The 19,182-nt window shown below is 50.2% G+C and carries 18 protein-coding genes and 2 tRNA genes; 14 read left to right on the top strand and 6 right to left on the bottom strand.

The window, feature by feature from the left end:
• The 9 genes from IPL17_RS12480 to IPL17_RS12440 all read left to right on the top strand — a co-directional run.
• Positions 1-600: molybdopterin dinucleotide binding domain-containing protein (locus IPL17_RS12480; RefSeq protein WP_345307421.1), on the top strand; the 600-nt coding region annotated here is incomplete at its 5' end.
• Between the two features lie 142 nt (positions 601-742).
• Entirely contained in the window at positions 743-955 is a 213-nt protein-coding gene (locus tag IPL17_RS12475) for a 4Fe-4S dicluster domain-containing protein (protein WP_345307420.1), read from the top strand.
• Positions 942-1,472, top strand: coding sequence for a hypothetical protein (locus IPL17_RS12470; protein WP_345307419.1), 531 nt, complete (start codon positions 942-944; stop codon positions 1,470-1,472). Before IPL17_RS12475 ends, IPL17_RS12470 begins: the two co-directional genes overlap by 14 nt.
• A gap of 2 nt (positions 1,473-1,474) precedes the next feature.
• Positions 1,475-1,846 carry a hypothetical protein gene (locus IPL17_RS12465; protein WP_345307418.1) on the top strand — a complete coding sequence of 124 codons (372 nt, stop codon included), beginning with the start codon at positions 1,475-1,477 and terminating at the stop codon, positions 1,844-1,846.
• The gene (nrfD, locus tag IPL17_RS12460) at positions 1,744-2,628 is read left to right on the top strand and encodes an NrfD/PsrC family molybdoenzyme membrane anchor subunit (RefSeq protein ID WP_345307417.1); all 885 of its coding nucleotides are present in this window, start codon (positions 1,744-1,746) and stop codon (positions 2,626-2,628) included. Before IPL17_RS12465 ends, nrfD begins: the two co-directional genes overlap by 103 nt.
• Positions 2,574-2,894 carry a hypothetical protein gene (locus IPL17_RS12455; RefSeq protein WP_345307416.1) on the top strand — a complete coding sequence of 107 codons (321 nt, stop codon included), beginning with the start codon at positions 2,574-2,576 and terminating at the stop codon, positions 2,892-2,894. Before nrfD ends, IPL17_RS12455 begins: the two co-directional genes overlap by 55 nt.
• Positions 2,895-2,903: 9 nt before the next feature.
• Positions 2,904-3,461, top strand: coding sequence for a quinol:electron acceptor oxidoreductase subunit ActD (locus IPL17_RS12450; RefSeq protein WP_345307415.1), 558 nt, complete (start codon positions 2,904-2,906; stop codon positions 3,459-3,461).
• Positions 3,458-4,012, top strand: coding sequence for a cytochrome c (locus IPL17_RS12445; protein WP_345307414.1), 555 nt, complete (start codon positions 3,458-3,460; stop codon positions 4,010-4,012). The genes IPL17_RS12450 and IPL17_RS12445 overlap by 4 nt, the downstream gene beginning before the upstream one ends.
• A 12-nt stretch (positions 4,013-4,024) precedes the next feature.
• Entirely contained in the window at positions 4,025-4,663 is a 639-nt protein-coding gene (locus IPL17_RS12440) for a hypothetical protein (protein ID WP_345307413.1), read from the top strand.
• A gap of 149 nt (positions 4,664-4,812) precedes the next feature.
• Here IPL17_RS12440 and IPL17_RS12435 read toward each other — a convergent pair.
• Positions 4,813-4,902, bottom strand: a tRNA-Ser gene (locus tag IPL17_RS12435).
• Positions 4,903-5,759: 857 nt separating this feature from the next.
• Between IPL17_RS12435 and IPL17_RS12430 the strand changes: the two genes are divergently transcribed.
• The 3 genes from IPL17_RS12430 (at position 5,760) to IPL17_RS12420 (ending at position 13,216) form a co-directional block, all read left to right on the top strand.
• Positions 5,760-11,504 (top strand): hypothetical protein, encoded by a 5,745-nt coding sequence (locus IPL17_RS12430; RefSeq protein WP_345307412.1) that lies wholly within the window; start codon positions 5,760-5,762, stop codon positions 11,502-11,504.
• 117 nt (positions 11,505-11,621) lie between these two features.
• The gene (locus IPL17_RS12425) at positions 11,622-12,536 is read left to right on the top strand and encodes a dienelactone hydrolase family protein (protein ID WP_345307411.1); all 915 of its coding nucleotides are present in this window, start codon (positions 11,622-11,624) and stop codon (positions 12,534-12,536) included.
• 140 nt (positions 12,537-12,676) lie between these two features.
• Complete coding sequence (locus IPL17_RS12420; RefSeq protein WP_345307410.1) at positions 12,677-13,216, top strand: carboxymuconolactone decarboxylase family protein; 540 nt, start codon at positions 12,677-12,679, stop codon at positions 13,214-13,216.
• A 64-nt stretch (positions 13,217-13,280) separates the two neighbouring features.
• On the opposite strand, the gene IPL17_RS12415 is transcribed toward IPL17_RS12420, so the two are convergent.
• Genes IPL17_RS12415 through IPL17_RS12395 form a run of 5 tightly spaced genes read right to left on the bottom strand, consistent with a single transcriptional unit; the run spans position 13,281 to position 15,970 of the window.
• Positions 13,281-14,294 (bottom strand): electron transfer flavoprotein subunit alpha/FixB family protein, encoded by a 1,014-nt coding sequence (locus tag IPL17_RS12415; RefSeq protein WP_345307409.1) that lies wholly within the window; start codon positions 14,292-14,294, stop codon positions 13,281-13,283.
• The gene (locus IPL17_RS12410; RefSeq protein ID WP_345307408.1) at positions 14,291-15,061 is read right to left on the bottom strand and encodes an electron transfer flavoprotein subunit beta/FixA family protein; all 771 of its coding nucleotides are present in this window, start codon (positions 15,059-15,061) and stop codon (positions 14,291-14,293) included. Before IPL17_RS12410 ends, IPL17_RS12415 begins: the two co-directional genes overlap by 4 nt.
• A 53-nt stretch (positions 15,062-15,114) precedes the next feature.
• The gene (locus tag IPL17_RS12405; RefSeq protein ID WP_345307407.1) at positions 15,115-15,399 is read right to left on the bottom strand and encodes a hypothetical protein; all 285 of its coding nucleotides are present in this window, start codon (positions 15,397-15,399) and stop codon (positions 15,115-15,117) included.
• The gene (locus IPL17_RS12400; protein WP_345307406.1) at positions 15,396-15,683 is read right to left on the bottom strand and encodes a hypothetical protein; all 288 of its coding nucleotides are present in this window, start codon (positions 15,681-15,683) and stop codon (positions 15,396-15,398) included. The genes IPL17_RS12405 and IPL17_RS12400 overlap by 4 nt, the downstream gene beginning before the upstream one ends.
• Positions 15,680-15,970, bottom strand: coding sequence for a hypothetical protein (locus IPL17_RS12395; RefSeq protein WP_345307405.1), 291 nt, complete (start codon positions 15,968-15,970; stop codon positions 15,680-15,682). Before IPL17_RS12395 ends, IPL17_RS12400 begins: the two co-directional genes overlap by 4 nt.
• A 469-nt stretch (positions 15,971-16,439) precedes the next feature.
• Between IPL17_RS12395 and IPL17_RS12390 the strand changes: the two genes are divergently transcribed.
• Positions 16,440-16,523, top strand: a tRNA-Leu gene (locus tag IPL17_RS12390).
• Between the two features lie 232 nt (positions 16,524-16,755).
• A partial coding sequence (gene gyrA / locus IPL17_RS12385) for a DNA gyrase subunit A (protein ID WP_345307404.1) occupies positions 16,756-19,182 on the top strand: 2,427 nt, incomplete at its 3' end.

Raw genomic sequence — 19,182 nt, 5'->3', positions numbered from 1 at the left:
GCAACTGCTGATGTCTTGATCGCCGCCGCGCAACTTGCTGGCGGGAAGTTTGCAGAGGCGTTGCCGTTCAAAGATGAAGTTGAATTTTTACAAAGCAAGATCACTCCACTCATGGGTGAAGTAGATGGCTTCTTCTCTGCGGCGGACATTGATACCTTTGCAGCTTATTTCCAGCAATATGGCGGTTGGTGGAAGACCACCGAGGGACGCACTGCTCCCAATACCGAACATGTGTTGGATGGTGTGTCAGCGGTTCCGAAGCGGAATTTGCGGGTGAAGGTGAATTTTATTTTGTACCATTTGTCTCACCAACACCTGGCTGAGGCTGGCGCGAACAAACCCTGGCTTCAGGAATTGCCTGACCCTACAACCACTGTCATGTGGAATACCTGGGTTGAGATCAATCCCGTTACCGCCGAAGAACTCGGTCTCGAAGATGATGATGTAGTGACGATCACGAGCGAAGCTGGGGTATTGGAACTGCCCGTTTACCGCTACCCAGCCATCCGCCCGGATACGATCGCGATCCTTTTGGTCAGGGTCATACCGCTTATGGCAGGTACGCTGAGAATCGCGGAGCCAATCCGACAGATCTATTAAGTCAACACTTTAATGAAGCAGGCGATCTGGCATTTGCTGGTATGAAAGTCAATATTAAGAAAACTGGTAGAAAGCAACCCCTCTCACGCCTTGAAAGTATTATGGGTGTCTATGGCGTGGGACTTGGCGAGGAGAAGTAATCATGATCAGACCTGACGAAATAAAAATGAGCACGGAAGAAACTGGCAAATGGGGTATGGTCATTGACCAGGATCTTTGCACAGGCTGTCAGGCTTGTGTCGCTGCGTGCGCAATGGAAAATAATATTACCTTCGTTGGAGAAAAAGATTCAGGCTATGGCCGTTCCATGCACTGGATCCGCATTGAGCGTTTTTGGGAGGGTGAGTACCCCTGAAGTTAAGATGACTCCCAACCAGCCGATGATGTGCCAGCAATGCGGAAGCGCGACTTGTGAACCAGTTTGTCCCGCGTTTGCGACCGTACATTCACAGGCAGAGCAATTGAATTTACAGGTTTACAACCGTTGTGTGGGTACACGTTATTGTGCGAACAATTGTCCGTATCAGGTGCGTTCCTTTAACTGGCGCGATTATGAACGCCCTGAACCTTTGCCGAATCAATTCAACCCCGATGTGACCGTCCGCCGCCGTGGTGTGATGGAAAAATGTACTTTCTGCATCCAGCGCATTCACAAGGCGCAGGATAAGGCGAAATCAGAAGGTCGCGAAGTTGTCGACGGTGAATTCACAACCGCTTGTGCGCAAGCCTGCCCCGCCAGTGCCATCACCTTTGGCCGCGTGGATGATCATGAATCGCTTGTCTCGCAAATGGCTCGCGCCCATGGTCACGGAGTAAAACATCTTGAAGAACTTGGCACGTTACCAAACGTGACCTACTTCAAGGGAGGGTAATTATGGCTGGATATAACAAAAAAGCAGAACCTGCTCACCCCAAGGCTGAATCACATCAGCATGATGAAGGGCATTTCCGCGAAAAGCATTTAATGCTCGATCCGCTTCCACGTGGACAGATGAACGACATGGTCATGGAATCCATGTATGAAACATCTTGGAAGTTTTGGGTTGTATTCGCGATCTTGAGTGTGATCGTTGCCTATGGCTTGTTCTTCTCCTGGGGGGGGTCAATCGCCCGTCTTATTGGGGTATCTTCCTCGTCAATACCGTGTTCTGGATCGGTATCAGCCACGCGGGAACGTTCATTTCCGCCATTCTTCGTGTGTTCAAAGCTGAATTCCGCCGCCCGTTCACACGCGCCGCTGAATTGATGACCACTTTCGGTCTCGTGCAAGCTGGCTTCAGCGTTTTCATGCACATGGGCCGTGTTTGGCTGGCTTACTGGCTCATGCCTTATGCAAATCAACGTATGCTGTGGCCCAACCTGCATTCCCCGCTCACATGGGACTTGCTGGCGATCACAACCTACTTGCTTTCATCCACCATGTACCTCTTCCTGCCGCTCATTCCTGATCTAGCCATGGCGCGCGATCGTTCCACTGGCTGGCGCAAGACTTTCTATAAAACACTCGCGCTCGGCTTCCGCGGTACAGAAGGGGAATGGGCACATCTGCGCAATGCGATGAACATCTTCGCCTTCGCCATCATCCCCGTTATGTTCTCGGTGCATACCATCGTTTCATGGGACTTTGCAGCCGCAACCCGCCCCGGTTGGAATTCTTCCATCTTCGGCCCATATTTCGTGGTCGGCGCCTTGCACTCAGGCATGGGCGCGGTCATCATGGTGCTTGCGGTTGTACGCGGTACGATGAAGAATATGAAATACTTTATCCGCGCAGAGCATTTTGATGGCATTGGCAGACTTATGCTCATCATCTCCATGGCTTGGGCGTACTTCTTCTTCAATGACTATATGGTGCAGTGGTATGGCGGCGACAAATGGACGCATCAGCTTTTGCATTTTCATGAAGCAGGCCCAATGGGTTGGATGTGGTTTGCGATGTTGATCTTCAACGTAGCGGTTCCATGGGCGATTTTGTGGAATCAAAATGGCGCTCCACCCCGTGGATCGTATTTATCGTTGGCTTTTTGATCAATGTTGGTATGTGGTTCGAACGCTATATCATTGTTCCCATTTCTCTCAGCATCAACCGTATGCCTTTCACATGGCGGCTGTATGAGCCTGGTATTGAAATCCCGCTCGGTATTGGTACACTGGCATTCTTCATTCTGCTCTACATGGCGGCTTCCCGCTTAATTCCTCTCATCCCCGTCTGGGAAGTGGAAGAAGGCCAGATGGCGCACGAACTCAAGAAATTTGGACGCGAGACCGTTGTATCGGTCAGCGAATTGGAATAGGTGACTCATATGGCTGACAATATTTCCAGAGAAGAAAATTCTGGATCAGTATCCCTGTTAGCGGTCTTTCCTGACCTTGGGCCTGCCGCAGACGCGATAGACAAACTCCGCGATTTGGGCCTTTCCGACGATTACATGAATGTCATCTCAGGCATTCCTGTTACTGAAGCTATGCTTGGCCGACCCAATCAGTGGACAAATGTCCCGCGGCTGGCGGCTGGCGGTTCGATCCTTGGCTTTTGCGCCGGAGCGTTTTTGGTTTTTGTTTCACCTTTCCTTTATCCCGTTCCGATTCAGGTTGGTACACAAGCCTTTGTCCCCGGCCCCCCCACGGTTGTCGTATTGTTCGAGCTGACCATGCTCGGTATGTTGCTCTCAACCTTCCTTGGCGTATTTCTCGATAGTTATTTCCCCAACTACCGTCCAATGGAATATGTAAAGGAAGTCAGTGATGGAAAAATTGCCATCTTCTTTATCTGTCCGGAAGAGAGCAGGGAAAAATTCACCAAAGCCATGACCGCCCTCGGCGCGGAAAAGGTTGAGGTTGCGGAGGTTGAACACCTATGAGATTGTTCAAACAACTCGTTGGAGTTTTTGCAGTGCTTGGCGTGATTATTGGCGCGCTGGCTATATTTGCTTTTGACGTAATAAAAATTGACTGGATTGTCTTCATGGAAATCCAGCCGTCTTTCGGTACGCAGGAGCAGCCACGCGCTGTGCCCGCGCGATCCATACCAGTGGAAGGCGCTGCCTACATCCCTGGTGCGGGCGCTCCTGTCAATCCTGTACCTGCGGATGAGGTTTCCCTTTCCCGTGGTGGACAACTCTTCGCCACCCATTGTCAAATGTGCCATGGTGATGCAGGATTGGGCAATGGCCCTGTTTCTGCCTTTTTGGTCAAAAAGAAACCTGCGGACCTCAGTACCGAATCAGTTCAAAGCAAAAATGACGGCAGTCTTTTCCTGGTCATTTCCAATGGCGTCAATAATCCCAATAATACACTTTTCCCCGAGGTTGAGTTTTCAGGTCAATGCCCTCCTTTGAATGAGAATTTCACTGTCCGTGAACGGTGGGATATTGTAAACTTTGTTCGCACGCTTAAAGCGGCGGGACAGTAGGGAGGTCCCAGCATGAATGATGATGTTCGAAAAACGATCTATGCAACATTGATCATATTTATTTTTGGTGTACTTGTGTGGGTAAGCTTTATTTTTGTTAATGCGTGCGGATTTACCTTGACTTGTAAGCAAGGTAATCTCCTTGTTGAGCGTACGCCCATGCCCACGCTTGTACCAGCGACATTCCCTGTTGTGCAGCCAGGGAATAGTGTTGTAGTTGGCGCAGATCAATGCCGCGTTGCTGCAACTGATCTGCTTGGTGCCTGGGTGGCATCTGGCGCTTCTGAAACTGAAGCATTCGAATTCACTGATATTAACTCTCTGAATTGCGAAGCCACATTCACAGATGTCAAACCGCTTTTTGTGGATGCCAACCTTTGGTATGCTGGATCGCGATCCTGTGTTTCCTGTCATTTTACGGATCTGACGACCGCTGCCGCGCAATTGGATTTGAGTAATTACGCTGGTGTTACTTCCGGTTCGCGACGTGTAGATGCTGGATCTATGGGTAAGGATATCCTTGGCGGAGGCAGTTGGGAATCATCTCTGCTGCTTAACTTTATTTCCTCCAATCATGATGTGCCCGGGCATATCACATCAGTTCCAGAACTTGTGATCTTTGCAGGAACGCCACTAACGCCTGTTCCATAAATTGTAAAAGCAAAAGGGATCCATTCATTTGAATGGGTCCCTTTTTGATTCCCTCAATTGTGTGTTGGACGGGGGCAAAAGAAGACTCCTTGAAAGGGTGGGCAAACCTGGAATAAAAAAACGCCTCAATGTATGAGGCGTTTTTTTATTGGCGGAGAGGGCGGGATTCGAACCCGCGAACCTTTGTGGGTTACACGCTTTCCAAGCGTGCGCGCTAAGCCAGACTACGCGACCTCTCCGTTTTTTGGACGGGCAGATTATACCATGTGTTTTTAAACAGGGAAGATGTGAACAGGTTCATGAAATTTTATAAATATCCCAAGCGATCAAAATATTAATGAAAAATCCCTAATGGCACAGATCACAAGGCAGCTTGATAGTTAAAAGTGGATGTTGGCAAATGAGCTAAATTTATCGCGAAGAGCGCGAAGTTTTATGAGATTTGCGGTTTAAATAGTGGATATATTTATAAGACTCCGTAATTAATTGTGGTCTCTGCCGGCCGCAAAGATGGGCATAAAGTGATATGCCCATGTTCTCGAAAAAAACGATGGTTAACCATTTGGTCTCGCTTATCAAGAGATCTTTTAGAACGCAAGCAAAGAATTTGGGGTGTTCCTTGCAAAACGGCAAGGTTGCTGTAATGTTCTTATCACGGAACGAGAGAGACGTTCATGTTATTTTAATACAACTAATTTTAGTAAGACTATCGATAAGTTTAAGATTGACGTACTTGAATGAATAGCCTTGCATAGCAGGAAGTAGTCGGGAAACAGAAACATGTTTTCTAATCCCATATTTGCATGGACGAAGGGAAAATTGCGGAAAATCAAAACCGGCGACCACATGATGCAGATTTTATTTATCATTTATTGCATCATTGCAATTACATTGTAATTGGTAACTTTTGCAGAAGATTAACGACTGCCAACTAACAGGATTGTTCAGGTTTTTATTTATACAATGGTTGAATGAAATCAAGTAGCGCAGGTAGGCATATTTTGGATCAGAACATTTTATTCGGCAGGCGCGGTTGCTCCCCACGGTTTGTGGCTAATTTGATAATAGGCCACGTTTCTTGGGGGGGAGGGCTGTTATGAAAACAATAATTCAAGGGTGGTTTGCTTCATTTTCAGGAGCTTTAGTTGCTGCTGTAACGCTCTTGGGGATCACAGGCGTGGCTTTTGCCAGCGGCGGTGCAATGTTCACCCCTGGAAGCCTCAGCGCTTCTACCGGCACGCCTTTGGGCGGAATCGCCTCACATGCTGAGATACAACAGTGCAGTGCCTGTCATGCCGCCCCGTGGGATACGGATACCATGGCTGATCGTTGTTTGGTCTGCCACACCGACATCACTGCCCAATTGCAGGATCCAACCAGCCTGCATAGTTTGGTCAGCTTTGGTGAAACAGATCTCAATTGTCGTACATGTCATACTGAACATCATGGGCCGACAGCATCTTTGACTCGGATACCACCCGGCTGGGATCCGCATGAACAACTTGGATTTTCACTTAAAGCACACCGTCTGCGAATGGACGGTACTCCGTTTGAATGTAAAGACTGCCATGAAACTGGTTATAGCGGACCGTTCGACCAGGCGGTCTGCGCTAATTGTCACTTAAAGGTAGATCAGGTATTTGCTGAGGAACATATCCTGACTTTTTGGACTGATTGTCAGGCCTGTCATGACGGCGTTGACACTCACGGCTCAAGCTTTGACCATAATCAGGTTGCGTTTCAGCTTGTTGGCATCCACGCGCTGACAAAGTGTTCCCAGTGTCATGTAAACGCGCGTAATCTAAATGACCTGCAAGCCACCGCCCAGGATTGTTTTGCCTGTCATGCTCAGGATGATCAACATGAGGGCCGTTTTGGAACGAAATGCGGAGTTTGTCATAGTCCTGAGGGTTGGGGTAAATCTGCTCAATTCGACCACGATCTTGCAAACTTTAAATTAAGAGGATTGCATCTTAATGTAGCTTGCGCGGACTGCCATGTAAATAATGTTTATAAAGGCATCCCATCGGATTGCTTCTCCTGTCATGAAAAAGATGATAAACATCTCGGTGCTTTGGGTCCCCAATGCGAATTATGCCATGTGGCTGAAGGATGGAATAGAGCGGTCGATCATTCGAAATTTGCGTTTAAATTGGAGGGGAAACACTCAGCCGTCGCTTGCGAGACCTGCCATATCGACGCGCTCTTTGTCGGCACGCCCATGGAGTGTATCGCCTGTCATAAAAAGGATGATACGCACGCGGGCCGGTTTGGCGATCAATGCGGAGACTGCCATACCCCGGAGAATTGGACATCCGCAACTTTTGATCACAACACAGTCTCGTTCAAGCTCACTGCTCATCAAACCAAATCAGATGGATCTGCCTTCGTTTGCAAGGATTGCCATGTAAAAAATTACGCGGCGCCTTTTGATCAGGCCACCTGCGCCAATTGCCACTTAAGCGTGGACCAGACATTTGCAGCAGAACATATCCTGACCTTTTGGACGAACTGCATGGCTTGTCATGATGGGATTGACTCACACGGATCAAACTTTAACCATAATCGGGTTCCGTTCAATTTGATTGGGAAGCACGCTCTGGCAGCCTGCTCCAACTGTCACCTCAATGACCGCACTATTGCGGATATGCAAGCCACTCCGCAGCAATGTTATACCTGCCATCAAAAAGATGATTTCCATAAAGGTCAGTTTGGACAGGATTGTGCAGCCTGTCATGCGCCCGATGGTTGGAAACCGGCTAATGTGGATCACTCTAAATTTGCATTCCATCTCGATGGAAAACACTCAGCGGTGCCTTGCGAAAATTGTCATAAGAACGGCGTTTTCAAAGGTACACCCATGGACTGTGCTTCGTGCCACCTAAAGGATGATGCTCATTCCGGTCAACTTGGAACAGGTTGTGCCACCTGTCATACGCCAGATGGCTGGAAGCCCGCCAAAGTTGATCACTCGAAATTTGCCTTCAAGCTGGATGGCAAACATGCTGCCGCCGCCTGCGCGGATTGTCATAAGAATAATTTGTTCAAAGAGACGCCCACTGATTGTGCGGCCTGCCATCTGGGCGATGATGCTCACTCGGGCAGCCTTGGCACGCAATGCGGAACCTGTCATAGCCCCAACGGCTGGAGTCCTGCTGTATTTGATCACAACACGGTCTCATTCAAACTCGCTGCGCATCAAACCAAATCGGATGGTACATCATTTGCCTGTAAGGATTGCCATGTAAATGGATACGCCGCGCCCTTCGATCAAAATTCATGCGGCAATTGCCACTTACAAATTGATCAGACATTCTCCACGGAACACTTTCTCACATTTGGTACGGATTGCATGGCTTGTCACGACGGGGTGGAGTCGCATGGTTCAAGTTTTGACCATAATAAAGTGCCATTCAATCTGATCGGTAAACACGCTCCTTTAGCTTGTTCCAAGTGCCACGTAAATGCGCGCAAGTTCGCGGATCTGCAGGCGGCTCCTCAAGCGTGTATCTCCTGTCACGCCGCGGACGACCATCATAACGGTCAGTTTGGAACCGATTGCGCGGCCTGCCATACTCCCGAAGGCTGGGAGAATGCAAAAGTGGATCATTCCCAATTCGCATTCCACCTGGATGGGAAGCACGCTGCTGTGTCTTGCGAAAATTGCCATAAGAACGGCGTTTTCAAAGGCACACCTCAAGATTGCGCTTCCTGCCATACCAAAGATGATGCCCATCAGGGTCAGTTGGGTACGCAATGTGCTGCTTGTCATACTCCCGAGGGTTGGAAACCCGCGAAGGTGGATCACTCCAAATTTGCATTCCATCTGGATGGGAAACATGCATCTGTGGCTTGCGCAAATTGTCATAAGGATAACCTGTTCAAAGGTACGCCGCAGGACTGCGCCTCCTGCCACACCAAGGATGATGCGCATAAAGGCCAGCTTGGCACTCAATGCGCCGCCTGTCATTCACCTGAGGCTTGGAAGCCTGCCAAGGTCGACCACTCGAAATTCGCCTTTAAATTAGATGGGAAACATGCGGCTGCCGCCTGTGCGGCCTGCCATAAGGACAATGTCTTCAAAGGTACACCTATGGATTGTGCGGCCTGTCATCTGAATGATGATGCTCACTCTGGCAGTCTCGGCACACAATGCGGAACCTGTCATAGCCCCAATGGCTGGAGTCCCGCCACGTTTGACCATAACACGGTTTCCTTTAAACTCACGGCTCATAAAACCAAATCTGACGGAACTGCGTTTGCCTGCAAGGATTGCCATGTAAAGGGATACGCTGCGCCATTCGACCAGGAATCTTGCGGTAATTGTCATTTGCAATATGATCAGATATTCTCGACAGAACACTTCCTCACATTCGGCACGGACTGTATGGCCTGTCACGATGGGGTGGAGTCTCATGGATCGAACTTTGACCATAACAAGGTGCCGTTCAACCTGATCGGCAAACATGCGCCGTTGGTATGCTCCAAGTGCCATGTAGGTGCCCGCAAGTTCGCTGATTTGCAGAACACTCCCCAGGCGTGTATCTCCTGTCACGCGGCGGATGACCATCATAACGGTCAATTTGGAACCGATTGCGCGGCTTGCCATACTCCCGAAGGCTGGGAGAATGCGAAGGTGGATCACTCCAAATTTGCCTTCCATCTTGATGGAAAACATGCCGCCGTGGCTTGCGAAAACTGTCATAAGAACGGCGTTTTCAAAGGCACACCTCAGGATTGCGCCTCCTGCCATACCAAGGATGATGCGCATAAGGGCCAACTTGGCACTCAATGCGGAAGTTGTCACTCCCCCGAAGGCTGGAAGCCTGCGAAGGTGGATCACTCCAAATTTGCCTTCCACCTCGATGGTCAGCACGCGACCGTGGCTTGTGAGAGCTGTCATAAGAACGGGGTCTTCAAAGGCACTCCGCAGGATTGTGCCTCCTGTCACTCTGCAGATGATGCTCACAATGGAACCTATGGCACGCAATGTGCCACCTGCCACAATCCCAGTGGATGGAAGCAGATAGCGTTTGACCATAATACAACTAGGTTCACGCTGAAGGCGCATCAGGCTAATACCTGTACAGACTGCCATGAATCTGGTTTCGTTTCGCCCTTTGATCAAACCGCTTGCGCCAATTGTCATTTGACGATTGACGAACCTTTTGCCACCCAGCATATCCTGACTTTCTGGACAAATTGTGTAGCTTGTCATGATGGTGTGGATTCACACGGATCAAGCTTTGACCATAACATGGTCCCGTTCCAATTGACGGGCAAACATGCGCCTGTGGCTTGTTCCCAATGCCACATTAATGCGCGCAACTTGCACGACCTAAAGATAACTCCTCAGGAATGTATCTCCTGCCATGCCGCAGATGACCACCACAATGGTCAATTTGGAACGGACTGCGCCGCCTGCCATTCTCCTGAAGGATGGGAGAATGCGACAGTGGATCATTCCCTGTTCGCCTTCCACCTGGATGGGAAGCATGCTGCTGTAGCCTGTGATTCCTGTCATCAGGGTGGCGTCTTCAAAGGCACGCCCATGGACTGCGCCTCCTGTCACAGCGACACCGATCCTCATGGCGGCAGCTTGGGCACGCAGTGTGAAACCTGCCATTCACCCAATGACTGGAAGCCGAGCAGTTTTAATCACAACAATTCCATCTTCAAATTGACCGGCAAGCATGTCAGCGTGACGTGCAGTAATTGTCACGCCGATCTGAAATTTAAAGGCACGCCCACCAATTGCGCCGCCTGCCATTCGAAGAATGATCCGCACGCCGGCAGGCTTGGAACAGACTGCGCTTCCTGCCATACAACCAACGGCTGGACTCCCTCCACGTTTGATCACAGCCGCTCCACCTTTGCGTTGACCGGCAAACACACAGCGGTCGCGTGCAGTCAATGCCATACCGACAAATTCTTCAAGGGCACACCGTCAGACTGCGCCTCCTGTCACAGCGATACAGACCCGCATGGCGGCGCGCTTGGAAATCAATGCACCGACTGCCACACAACCAGCGGATGGAAGCCCAGCAATTTCAATCACAACAATTCCATCTTCAAGTTGACCGGCCAGCATGTCAGCGTTGTCTGTACGCAATGTCACACCGATCTGAAGTTCAAAGGCACGCCCACGAATTGTTACTCCTGCCATGCCGCGGATGATTTCCATAAGGGTACGTTTGGAACAGAGTGCTCAGCCTGTCATGCCACTTCAGGATGGAAGCCCTCCACCTTCGACCACAGTAAATCCGCTTTCCCGCTGACTGGCAAACACTCAACCGCATCCTGTACTGGCTGCCATGTTGGCGGTGTTTTCAAAGGCACTCCGTCCACTTGTTTTGCATGCCATGCCAAAAACGATCGTCACGGTGGTAAGTACGGTACCAATTGCGCAGCCTGTCACTCCACCGCTGCCTGGAAACCCGCCACTTTTGATCATAATCTCTCAGCCTTCAAACTCACCGGGGCACATGTCAACACAGCTTGTACAGGTTGTCATATCAATGGTATTTTTGCGGGTACGCCCACGTCCTGTAACTCCTGTCATTCGGGCAAGGATCCGCATGCAGGCAAGGCTGGAACAAATTGTCAAAGCTGTCACACCACCACCGCCTGGAAACCTGTCACGTTCTCTCATACCTTCCAGCTAACACATGGGGATAACCCGGTGACTGCCTGTGTAACCTGTCATCCGAGCACGACTTCAGCTTATACCTGTTTTAGCTGTCACGAACATACGGCCGCCAATATGGCAGAAAAACATAAAGAGGAACGCGATTACTCGCCGACTAACTGTGCAAACTGTCATGCGGACGGCAGAGATTAGAGGTTTTATAACTGGATCAAGCCTCCGTATTTTTGAATGCGGAGGCTTTTATTTTTGATAGAAATTGAGCGGGTTCCCGAATAAAATAAGGCATCTTATTAATATGGAGAAGTTGTGATGAAAACATTCAAACGCATCCTGCTAGGACTTTTAGCTGTTCTGGCGATCCTGATCCTGTTCCTGCCCCTCAGCATTTTCGTGGACTCGCTCCTCGGCGCGAAACGACTCGATTCTCTTGTCAATACCACCGTCCCCGGTGTCAACGGCGGACCCGATGTGCGAGCTTATGTTGCCAAACCTGAAGGCGATGGTCCGTTTCCCACCGTCATCATGATCCACGAATTCTTTGGCTTGCGTGAATCGATCGTCGGCAAAGCGGACTTGCTCGCGCAGGAAGGCTATCTCGTTGTCGCTCCTGATACTTTTCGCGGCTCCACCACTTCATGGATCCCGCGTGCCATCTATCAAGTCATCAGCACCAAACCTGAAAATGTAAATGCTGATTTGGATTCCATTTATGCGTGGCTTGAGACTCAACCCGATGTGGACGCGAAGCGCATCGCCATTGCAGGCTTCTGCTATGGCGGGCGGACTTCACTGGTCTACAGCCTGCATAACAACAAATTAGCATCCACTATAATTTTTTACGGCTCGCCTGAAATTGACCCCGAAGTGTTAAAAGCCTTGCCCGGTCCCGTGCTCGGCATTTTTGGCAGCGCAGACCAATCCATCGCGGTTGAAGATGTCAATTTATTTGACGAGGCACTCACAACCGCAAATATCCCGCACGAGATCACGATCTATGAAGGCCAGCCGCACGCTTTCGTGGAAGACGTAGCTGGTATTCAATCTGGCGGCGCGCAAGGCGAAGCATGGGATCAAATGCTCGCATTCCTTGAAACGAATCTCAAGAATGCATCTTCTTCACGGATGGGACAATCCATTGCATATGCAGATACATTCAACTGGGAATATTACGCCATGCTGGTCTACGAACACGCCTTCGGCACAGCCAGTCACCAACAGCATTAAATTACCATGTCGTTGCGAGCCGCGTTCTTGGTTTTGCGGCGAAGCAACCTCCCGATTTTAGGCGGAGATTGCTTCGGGCGGAAAAGCATCGCCCTCGCAACGACATAACCCATGTTGTACAATGAGCGCGGAGATAAACCATGCAAGCATTCATTGATCAACCGAAACGAATCCCGCTCATTCTCAAACTTGGCATTTGGGTGTCTGAAAAAATAACCGGCAAGACCATGCTCCCCGCGCGGATATTGGCCTGGTATCCCAAAGCCGCCATTGGCTCTGGCATCATGGAATCACTCGTCGCGCACGAAGACGGCGCGATGACTCAGCGTATGCTCAAGCTGATCCGCATGACAGCCTCGCACGCGGTAGCCTGTCCATTTTGTGTTGACATGAACTCATACGAATACCGCGACGTAGGCATCACCGATGAAGAAGCTGAATCTCTGCGCGGGGATGTTGAGCGGGTAACTACTTTTTCCGAACGCGAAAAACTGGCGATTCAATACACTCGAGTCATCTCGCAAACCCCGTTGAAATTTCAGCCTGACTTGGTGGAGCGTGTAAAGTCCGCATTCAACGAACGCGAATTTGTCATCCTCGCCAGCACTGCCGCACAGGTCAACTATTGGGCAAGGCTAATTCAAGCATTGGGTATCCCGCCTGCGGGATTTGGAGAGTAATAGAAAAGACCTCCGAGTTCTTTAAGAACTCGGAGGTCTGCTTTTTACTTATTGCGTCACTAACTTACTTCCCCATCTTCTTCTTCATCGCCTCAGTCAAAGCTGGGACGATAGCAAACAGATCGCCGACTACCCCATAGCGCGCCTGCTTGAATACGGGCGCATCTGCATCTTTGTTGATGGCGACGATGACTTTGGCGTTTCTCATGCCAACGAGGTGTTGGATCGCGCCAGAGATGCCGCAGGCGATATATAAGTCAGGTGTGACGACTTTGCCTGTCTGCCCGACTTGATGGGCGTAGGTGATGTATCCGCCATCCACTGCGGCACGGGATGCGCCGACTGCGCCGCCCAATAAACTCGCCAGGTCAGTGATAAGCGCGAAGCCTTGCTGGGCGCGCCAGATTTCAGCTTGCTTTTCATCCATGCCCGCGGGTGGAGTTAGGGATGGGTTATTTGAGACGCCACGACCACCGGAGACGATCACTGCCGCATCGCCGAGGTTTACTGCGCTTTCAGCGGCAGAATAGCCTGCAACGGTCGAGAGCGCTTCCGCTTTGGCTTCTCCCTTTGTGAGCGTGCCTGTCTTGCCAGCTTCACGCGCGGGCTTGGGGAAGACGCGTCCGCGAATGGTGGCCATGACGGGCTTGCCAGAGCAAACAGTTTTCTCCAACAGCTTGCCTTCGTAAATGGGACGAGTAGCAACTACCTGGTCGCCATTCATTTCAAACCCTGTGACATCGGTCAACACGCCTGTGTTCAAGTCCACGGCAGACATGGCGGCCAACTCACGGGTTCGAGCTGTCGTCGGAAACAGGATCAAGTCAGGGCTGGAGGAAGAAGCGAGCGCCGAAAGGGTGGAGGCATACGGTTCAGCGCGGTAATCTGTCAGCGCCGCATCATCCACGACGATGACTTCATCGGCGCCATATTCAAACGCAGCCTTTGTGATTTCAGCTGTATCCGCGCCAAATACCACTGCCACGGCTGCACCATATTTTTTCGCGAGGCCAATCGCCTCCCACGAAGCAGGCTGAACCTCGCCTTTGAAATGATCAATGTAAACTAAAGTTTTCATAGCACTTTCTCCGCGAGAATTTTGTCGGCGAGTTTGTCGGCGATCTCGGCGGCGTTTTCGCCTGTGATCATCTCAACTTCTTTTTCTTGAACGGGCGGGTTCATCAACTCGCTGCGGGTGACAACCGGTGCGGGAGCGCTTGCGCCGAGATCACTCAATGACCAAACGGGGATGGTTGCCTTCGACGCTTTGCGGATGCCCATGAACGACGGGTAGCGCGGTTCGCCAATACTTTGGACGACGCTCAACACGACAGGCATTTTCGCGCTGACGGTTTGCCGGCCTTCTTCGATGACTCTTTCAACGGTCACGCTTCCCGCGTCGACTTTGATCTGGCCTGCCAACCCAAGCATCGGCCACCCGATAATGCGGGCGGTCTGCGCGGGGGTGAGGCCTGCGCCATTGTCGAGGGTCTGACGGCCAAAGATGACCATGTCTGCGCCGCCGATCTTGTTGATGGCGGCCGCCAGCACGCGAGCCGCGCCGACCGTGTCGAGATCGTTGAGCGCCGCATCTGAGACGAGGACTGCGTCATCTGCGCCCATGGCGAGCGCGTGCTTGAGCGCATCCTTGGCTGATTCGCCGCCGACGCACAAGGCTGTCACGGTTCCGCCTGAGGCTTCCTTCTGCTGAAGCGCGCCTTCGACTGCGTACTCGTCGAACGGGTTGATGACCAACGGCGCGTCCCCCCATGATACCTGCCCGCCCTCGGCTTTGACTTTCGCCTCCGAGTCGGGTACCTGCTTGATACATGCGATGATTTTCAAAGTGGTGCTCCTTGGATGAGATTATTTTCCAAGGGCAACGTAATTACCCTTCTTTAAGCCATCATTACCAAAACATCCGCGCCTGATACACCCACAAACCCAATTACACTAAAAATCTTTTGTGCCGCTTCCCAGCGTTTCCTGTTTTCCAATTGCTTGAGAAAGAAATCCTTAAATGGGTAGGGAGTATTCTTGTTGGTCAGGCTGTTGTATAACTCGTTGTAGTATTTGTCCGTTCTAAACCAGAGCTTGTAACTGTTCGAAATAAATAAAAGACTGAATAAAAGAAAGACAAGCACAAATCCAAACGGGGGCTTATCCATACTCAAAAAGTTCACTTAGTCACCACAAAAGTCATGATGAGAAACAGGACATAGGTCAACCCTCCAGCGAGAGCAATTATATTTGCCATACCAGTAAAAGCGGAGGAGAATCCGCGCAGGGCGAGGCTGATCGTGAGGAGGATCCACACCAGCGCATGTCCCCAGCGAATAACAACAAATCGGAATCCACTCGGGTTGGTCACCGCTTTTTGAGGCCATAGATTGAAATAGATCACTGCAATGATAAGGGCCAGTCCAGCCCAGGCAAACCAGGGGAGATTGAAGAAGCCTGTGATCATTGAATACTTGTAAAGCTGATGAGTTTCCCTGTTTTTAGATTAAGTTCGCAAGCGTGCCCGCGAGTGGTATAGGCGGAAAATGTCATTCCATCCTCGTTCAGCTTGACACGCGAAAAGTAAACGCCGATATCGGGCTTTTCTGCCTTCCAAAGGATGTTTCCATTTTGCTCGACAAGGTACAAGTTGGATTCATTGAGCGGAAACCCATTCGGGCTTTCGAGCACAATGCTGCCATTGGCAAGTTGAATGATTTTTTCGATTTTAGTATAGAGAGCTGCAACTGCCATGTTTACCTGTCTTAGCCACTTAAGCTTACGGATATTTGGATTATATCTCAAAACCAGAAAACCTACCGCTCGGTAGGGAGGCCGCGGCAACAAAAAGCCCGACGCGCTTTTGGGTTTGCGTCGGGCTGGGGGTGGGTTGGTCATCTGTCATTTATCTTCGACTCCCATGCTGTTCAATTCGTCTGAGTCATATTGCTCGATGAACAGGGTTGAGCCAGCCAGGGTGAAGAAAAATGCACAGGCGACTGCGGCGATTACAAACATGTGATACTCCTTTCTGTAGTATGCCTACTATAACAATCTGCGGATCAAAAAGATATATCCCCTATCAGTACTGTTAGTATTTTTTTTACAGTTATGAAAGGATTAAAGAGTAAACGGTGAAAAATAAAAATTTGTTCCCACATATTAACCTTCCCGATTATTTGACAAAACAAGCGTTTGAGATAAAATACAACCCGCACAACTGGCCGGAGTGGCGGAATTGGCAGACGCGCTACGTTCAGGGCGTAGTGAGCTTACGCTCATGAGGGTTCAAATCCCTCCTTCGGCACAAAAAATAGACCCGCATTTTGCGGGTCTATTTTTTTATATAACTTCTGCAAAATGTTGTAAATCGAGCCAGTACAAAAGTCCCCGCTCAACTTATTGGAATACTGGTTTGAGATGGTATAATTGCACTTACAAATGTAGCTTCTTTCATCTAATGCAGACACGAAGTTTTCCCCCATCTTCGTGTTTTTTTATGCCGTTTTGACGAATTTTTACCTATTTAAGGATATTCTATGGCTGAAGAAATCGTTCCATCCGCAAATACAGGAAATATTGAAAGTGTAGATATTGATGCGCAAATGCGCACCGCTTATCTCGACTATGCCATGAGCGTGATCGTGGCGCGTGCCTTGCCAGATGCCCGTGATGGATTGAAGCCTGTTCATAGGCGGATTTTATTCGCCATGCATGAATTGGGTATGCGTTCGAATTCCGCCTACAAAAAATCTGCCCGTATCGTGGGTGAAGTGCTCGGTAAATATCATCCGCATGGCGATTCGGCGGTGTATGAGTCAATGGCACGCATGGCTCAGGATTTTTCCATGCGTTACCTGCTCGTGGATGGTCAGGGCAACTTTGGGTCAGTTGATGGCGACTCCCCGGCGGCTATGCGTTATACCGAGGCTCGTTTGCAAAAAATGGCCGAGGAATTATTGGCTGACCTCGAAAAAGATACGGTTGATTTTGGCCCCAATTTTGATGATTCGCTTGAAGAACCGCTTGTTCTTCCCGCGCGCCTGCCCAATTTATTATTGAACGGTTCCTCAGGTATCGCAGTGGGCATGTCCACCAACATCCCGCCGCAGAACTTGCGTGAGCTGGTTGGCGCGATCAATTACCTTATTGATAATCATGAAAATGTTGACGAGGTCACAGTTGATGACCTGATGAAATTCGTGCTTGGACCGGACTTTCCGACGGGCGGTATGATCGTCGGGGCGGAGGGCATTCACTCGGCATACGGAACAGGCCGCGGCCGAATCGTGATGCGCGGCATTGCTCATATCGAAGAGACCAAGGCCGGTCGATATCAGATCAATATTACGGAGATCCCGTATCAGGTCAACAAATCCACTTTGATCGAGCGCATCGCGGAGCTTGTTCGTGAAGATAAGATCGATCAGATCTCAGACCTGCGGGATGAATCTGACCAGCGCGGTATGAGTATTATTATCGAGCTAAAGCGCGGCGCCCAGCCCAAGAAAGTACTTAATCAACTTTATAAATATACTGCCTTGCAATCCACGTTCGGCGTACAGATGCTTGCTTTGGTGGATGGAGAACCGCGCACCCTGCCGCTCAAACGGATGCTGCAAATTTTTATCGAGCACCGCCAGACGGTCATCACTCGCCGTTCAAAGTTCGAACTTGCCAAGGCGCAGGCGCGCCTGCATATCCTTGATGGGTATTTGATCGCGCTCAACAATATTGATGCTGTTATCAAGACGATCCGCGAAGCTGAAGATGCGGATGCCGCCAAGACCAGTTTAATGAAGCGCTTCAAGCTGAGTGAACTGCAAGCTCAGGCAATCCTTGATATGCAGCTGCGCAGATTGGCGGCCTTGGAACGCTGGAAAATTGAAGAGGAACATAAACAGGTACGCGCGGTGATTGAAGGTCTTGAAGACTTGCTCGCTCATCCAAAGAAGATACTGGCCCTAATCAAATCTGACCTGAACGAACTTGCTGAAAAATATGGCGATGACCGCCGCACGCAGATCTCAGCGGAAGCCAAGGAAAATATTCACGATGAAGATCTTGTCGCGGATGAAGCGGTGTTGATCAGCCTGACTGCGCGTGGATATATCAAGCGCGTCGCGGCGACAGCTTTCCGATCACAAAGCCGGGGCGGGCGCGGGGTGATGGGACATACCACAAAGGATGAAGATGAGGTGGTTATGCTCATGCCGGCGCGCAGCCTTAACACGATGCTGTTCTTTACAGATAAAGGTAAAGTGTATTCTGAAAAGATCTATCAAATACCGGATTCAGACCGTGCCACAAAAGGCATCCCGTTAGTCAATGTGTTGTCGCTTGATCCGAACGAAAAGGTGACGGCCGCCATGGCGGTGGGGGATTTTTCCTCACACAACTATTGTATGCTGATGACCGCGCGCGGCAAGATCAAGCGTGTCACAATGGAAGAATTCGCATCGGTACGCCCCTCTGGTTTGATCGCCATGTCTTTGGAAGAAGGTGATCAGCTGGGCTGGGCGCGATTAACTTCAGGTAAGGATGAGATCATCATCGTGACGGAAAATGGACAGGCGTTGCGTTTCAATGAATCCAAGGTTCGTTCAATGGGGCGTCAGGCGGGCGGCGTTCAGGGTATTAAACTTAAGAAAGATGATCTGGTTACCAGCATGGATGTCGTTGAAAAAGACGGCTCTTTGTTGATCGTGACGACCAAAGGTTTTGGGAAGCAAACTCCTCTGGGTGAGTACACAGCCAAAGGTCGCGCGACAAGCGGTATATCCACGATAAACATCAAAGCCATAAATGAAGTTGGCAAGATCGCGGCGGCCCGTGTTGTGCAAAATGCGGATGATTTGACCATTATGACCGCAAACGGCGTGACCTTGCGCATGAAGGTGAAGGATGTCAAGCAGTCAGGCCGCGCGACCAAGGGGGTACACCTTATCAAACCGAACGAAGGCGAT

This window comes from Candidatus Villigracilis saccharophilus, assembly GCF_016711665.1.
The sequence above is the reverse complement of the archived record's forward strand: the minus strand, read 5'-3'. Positions and strand labels throughout refer to the sequence as shown.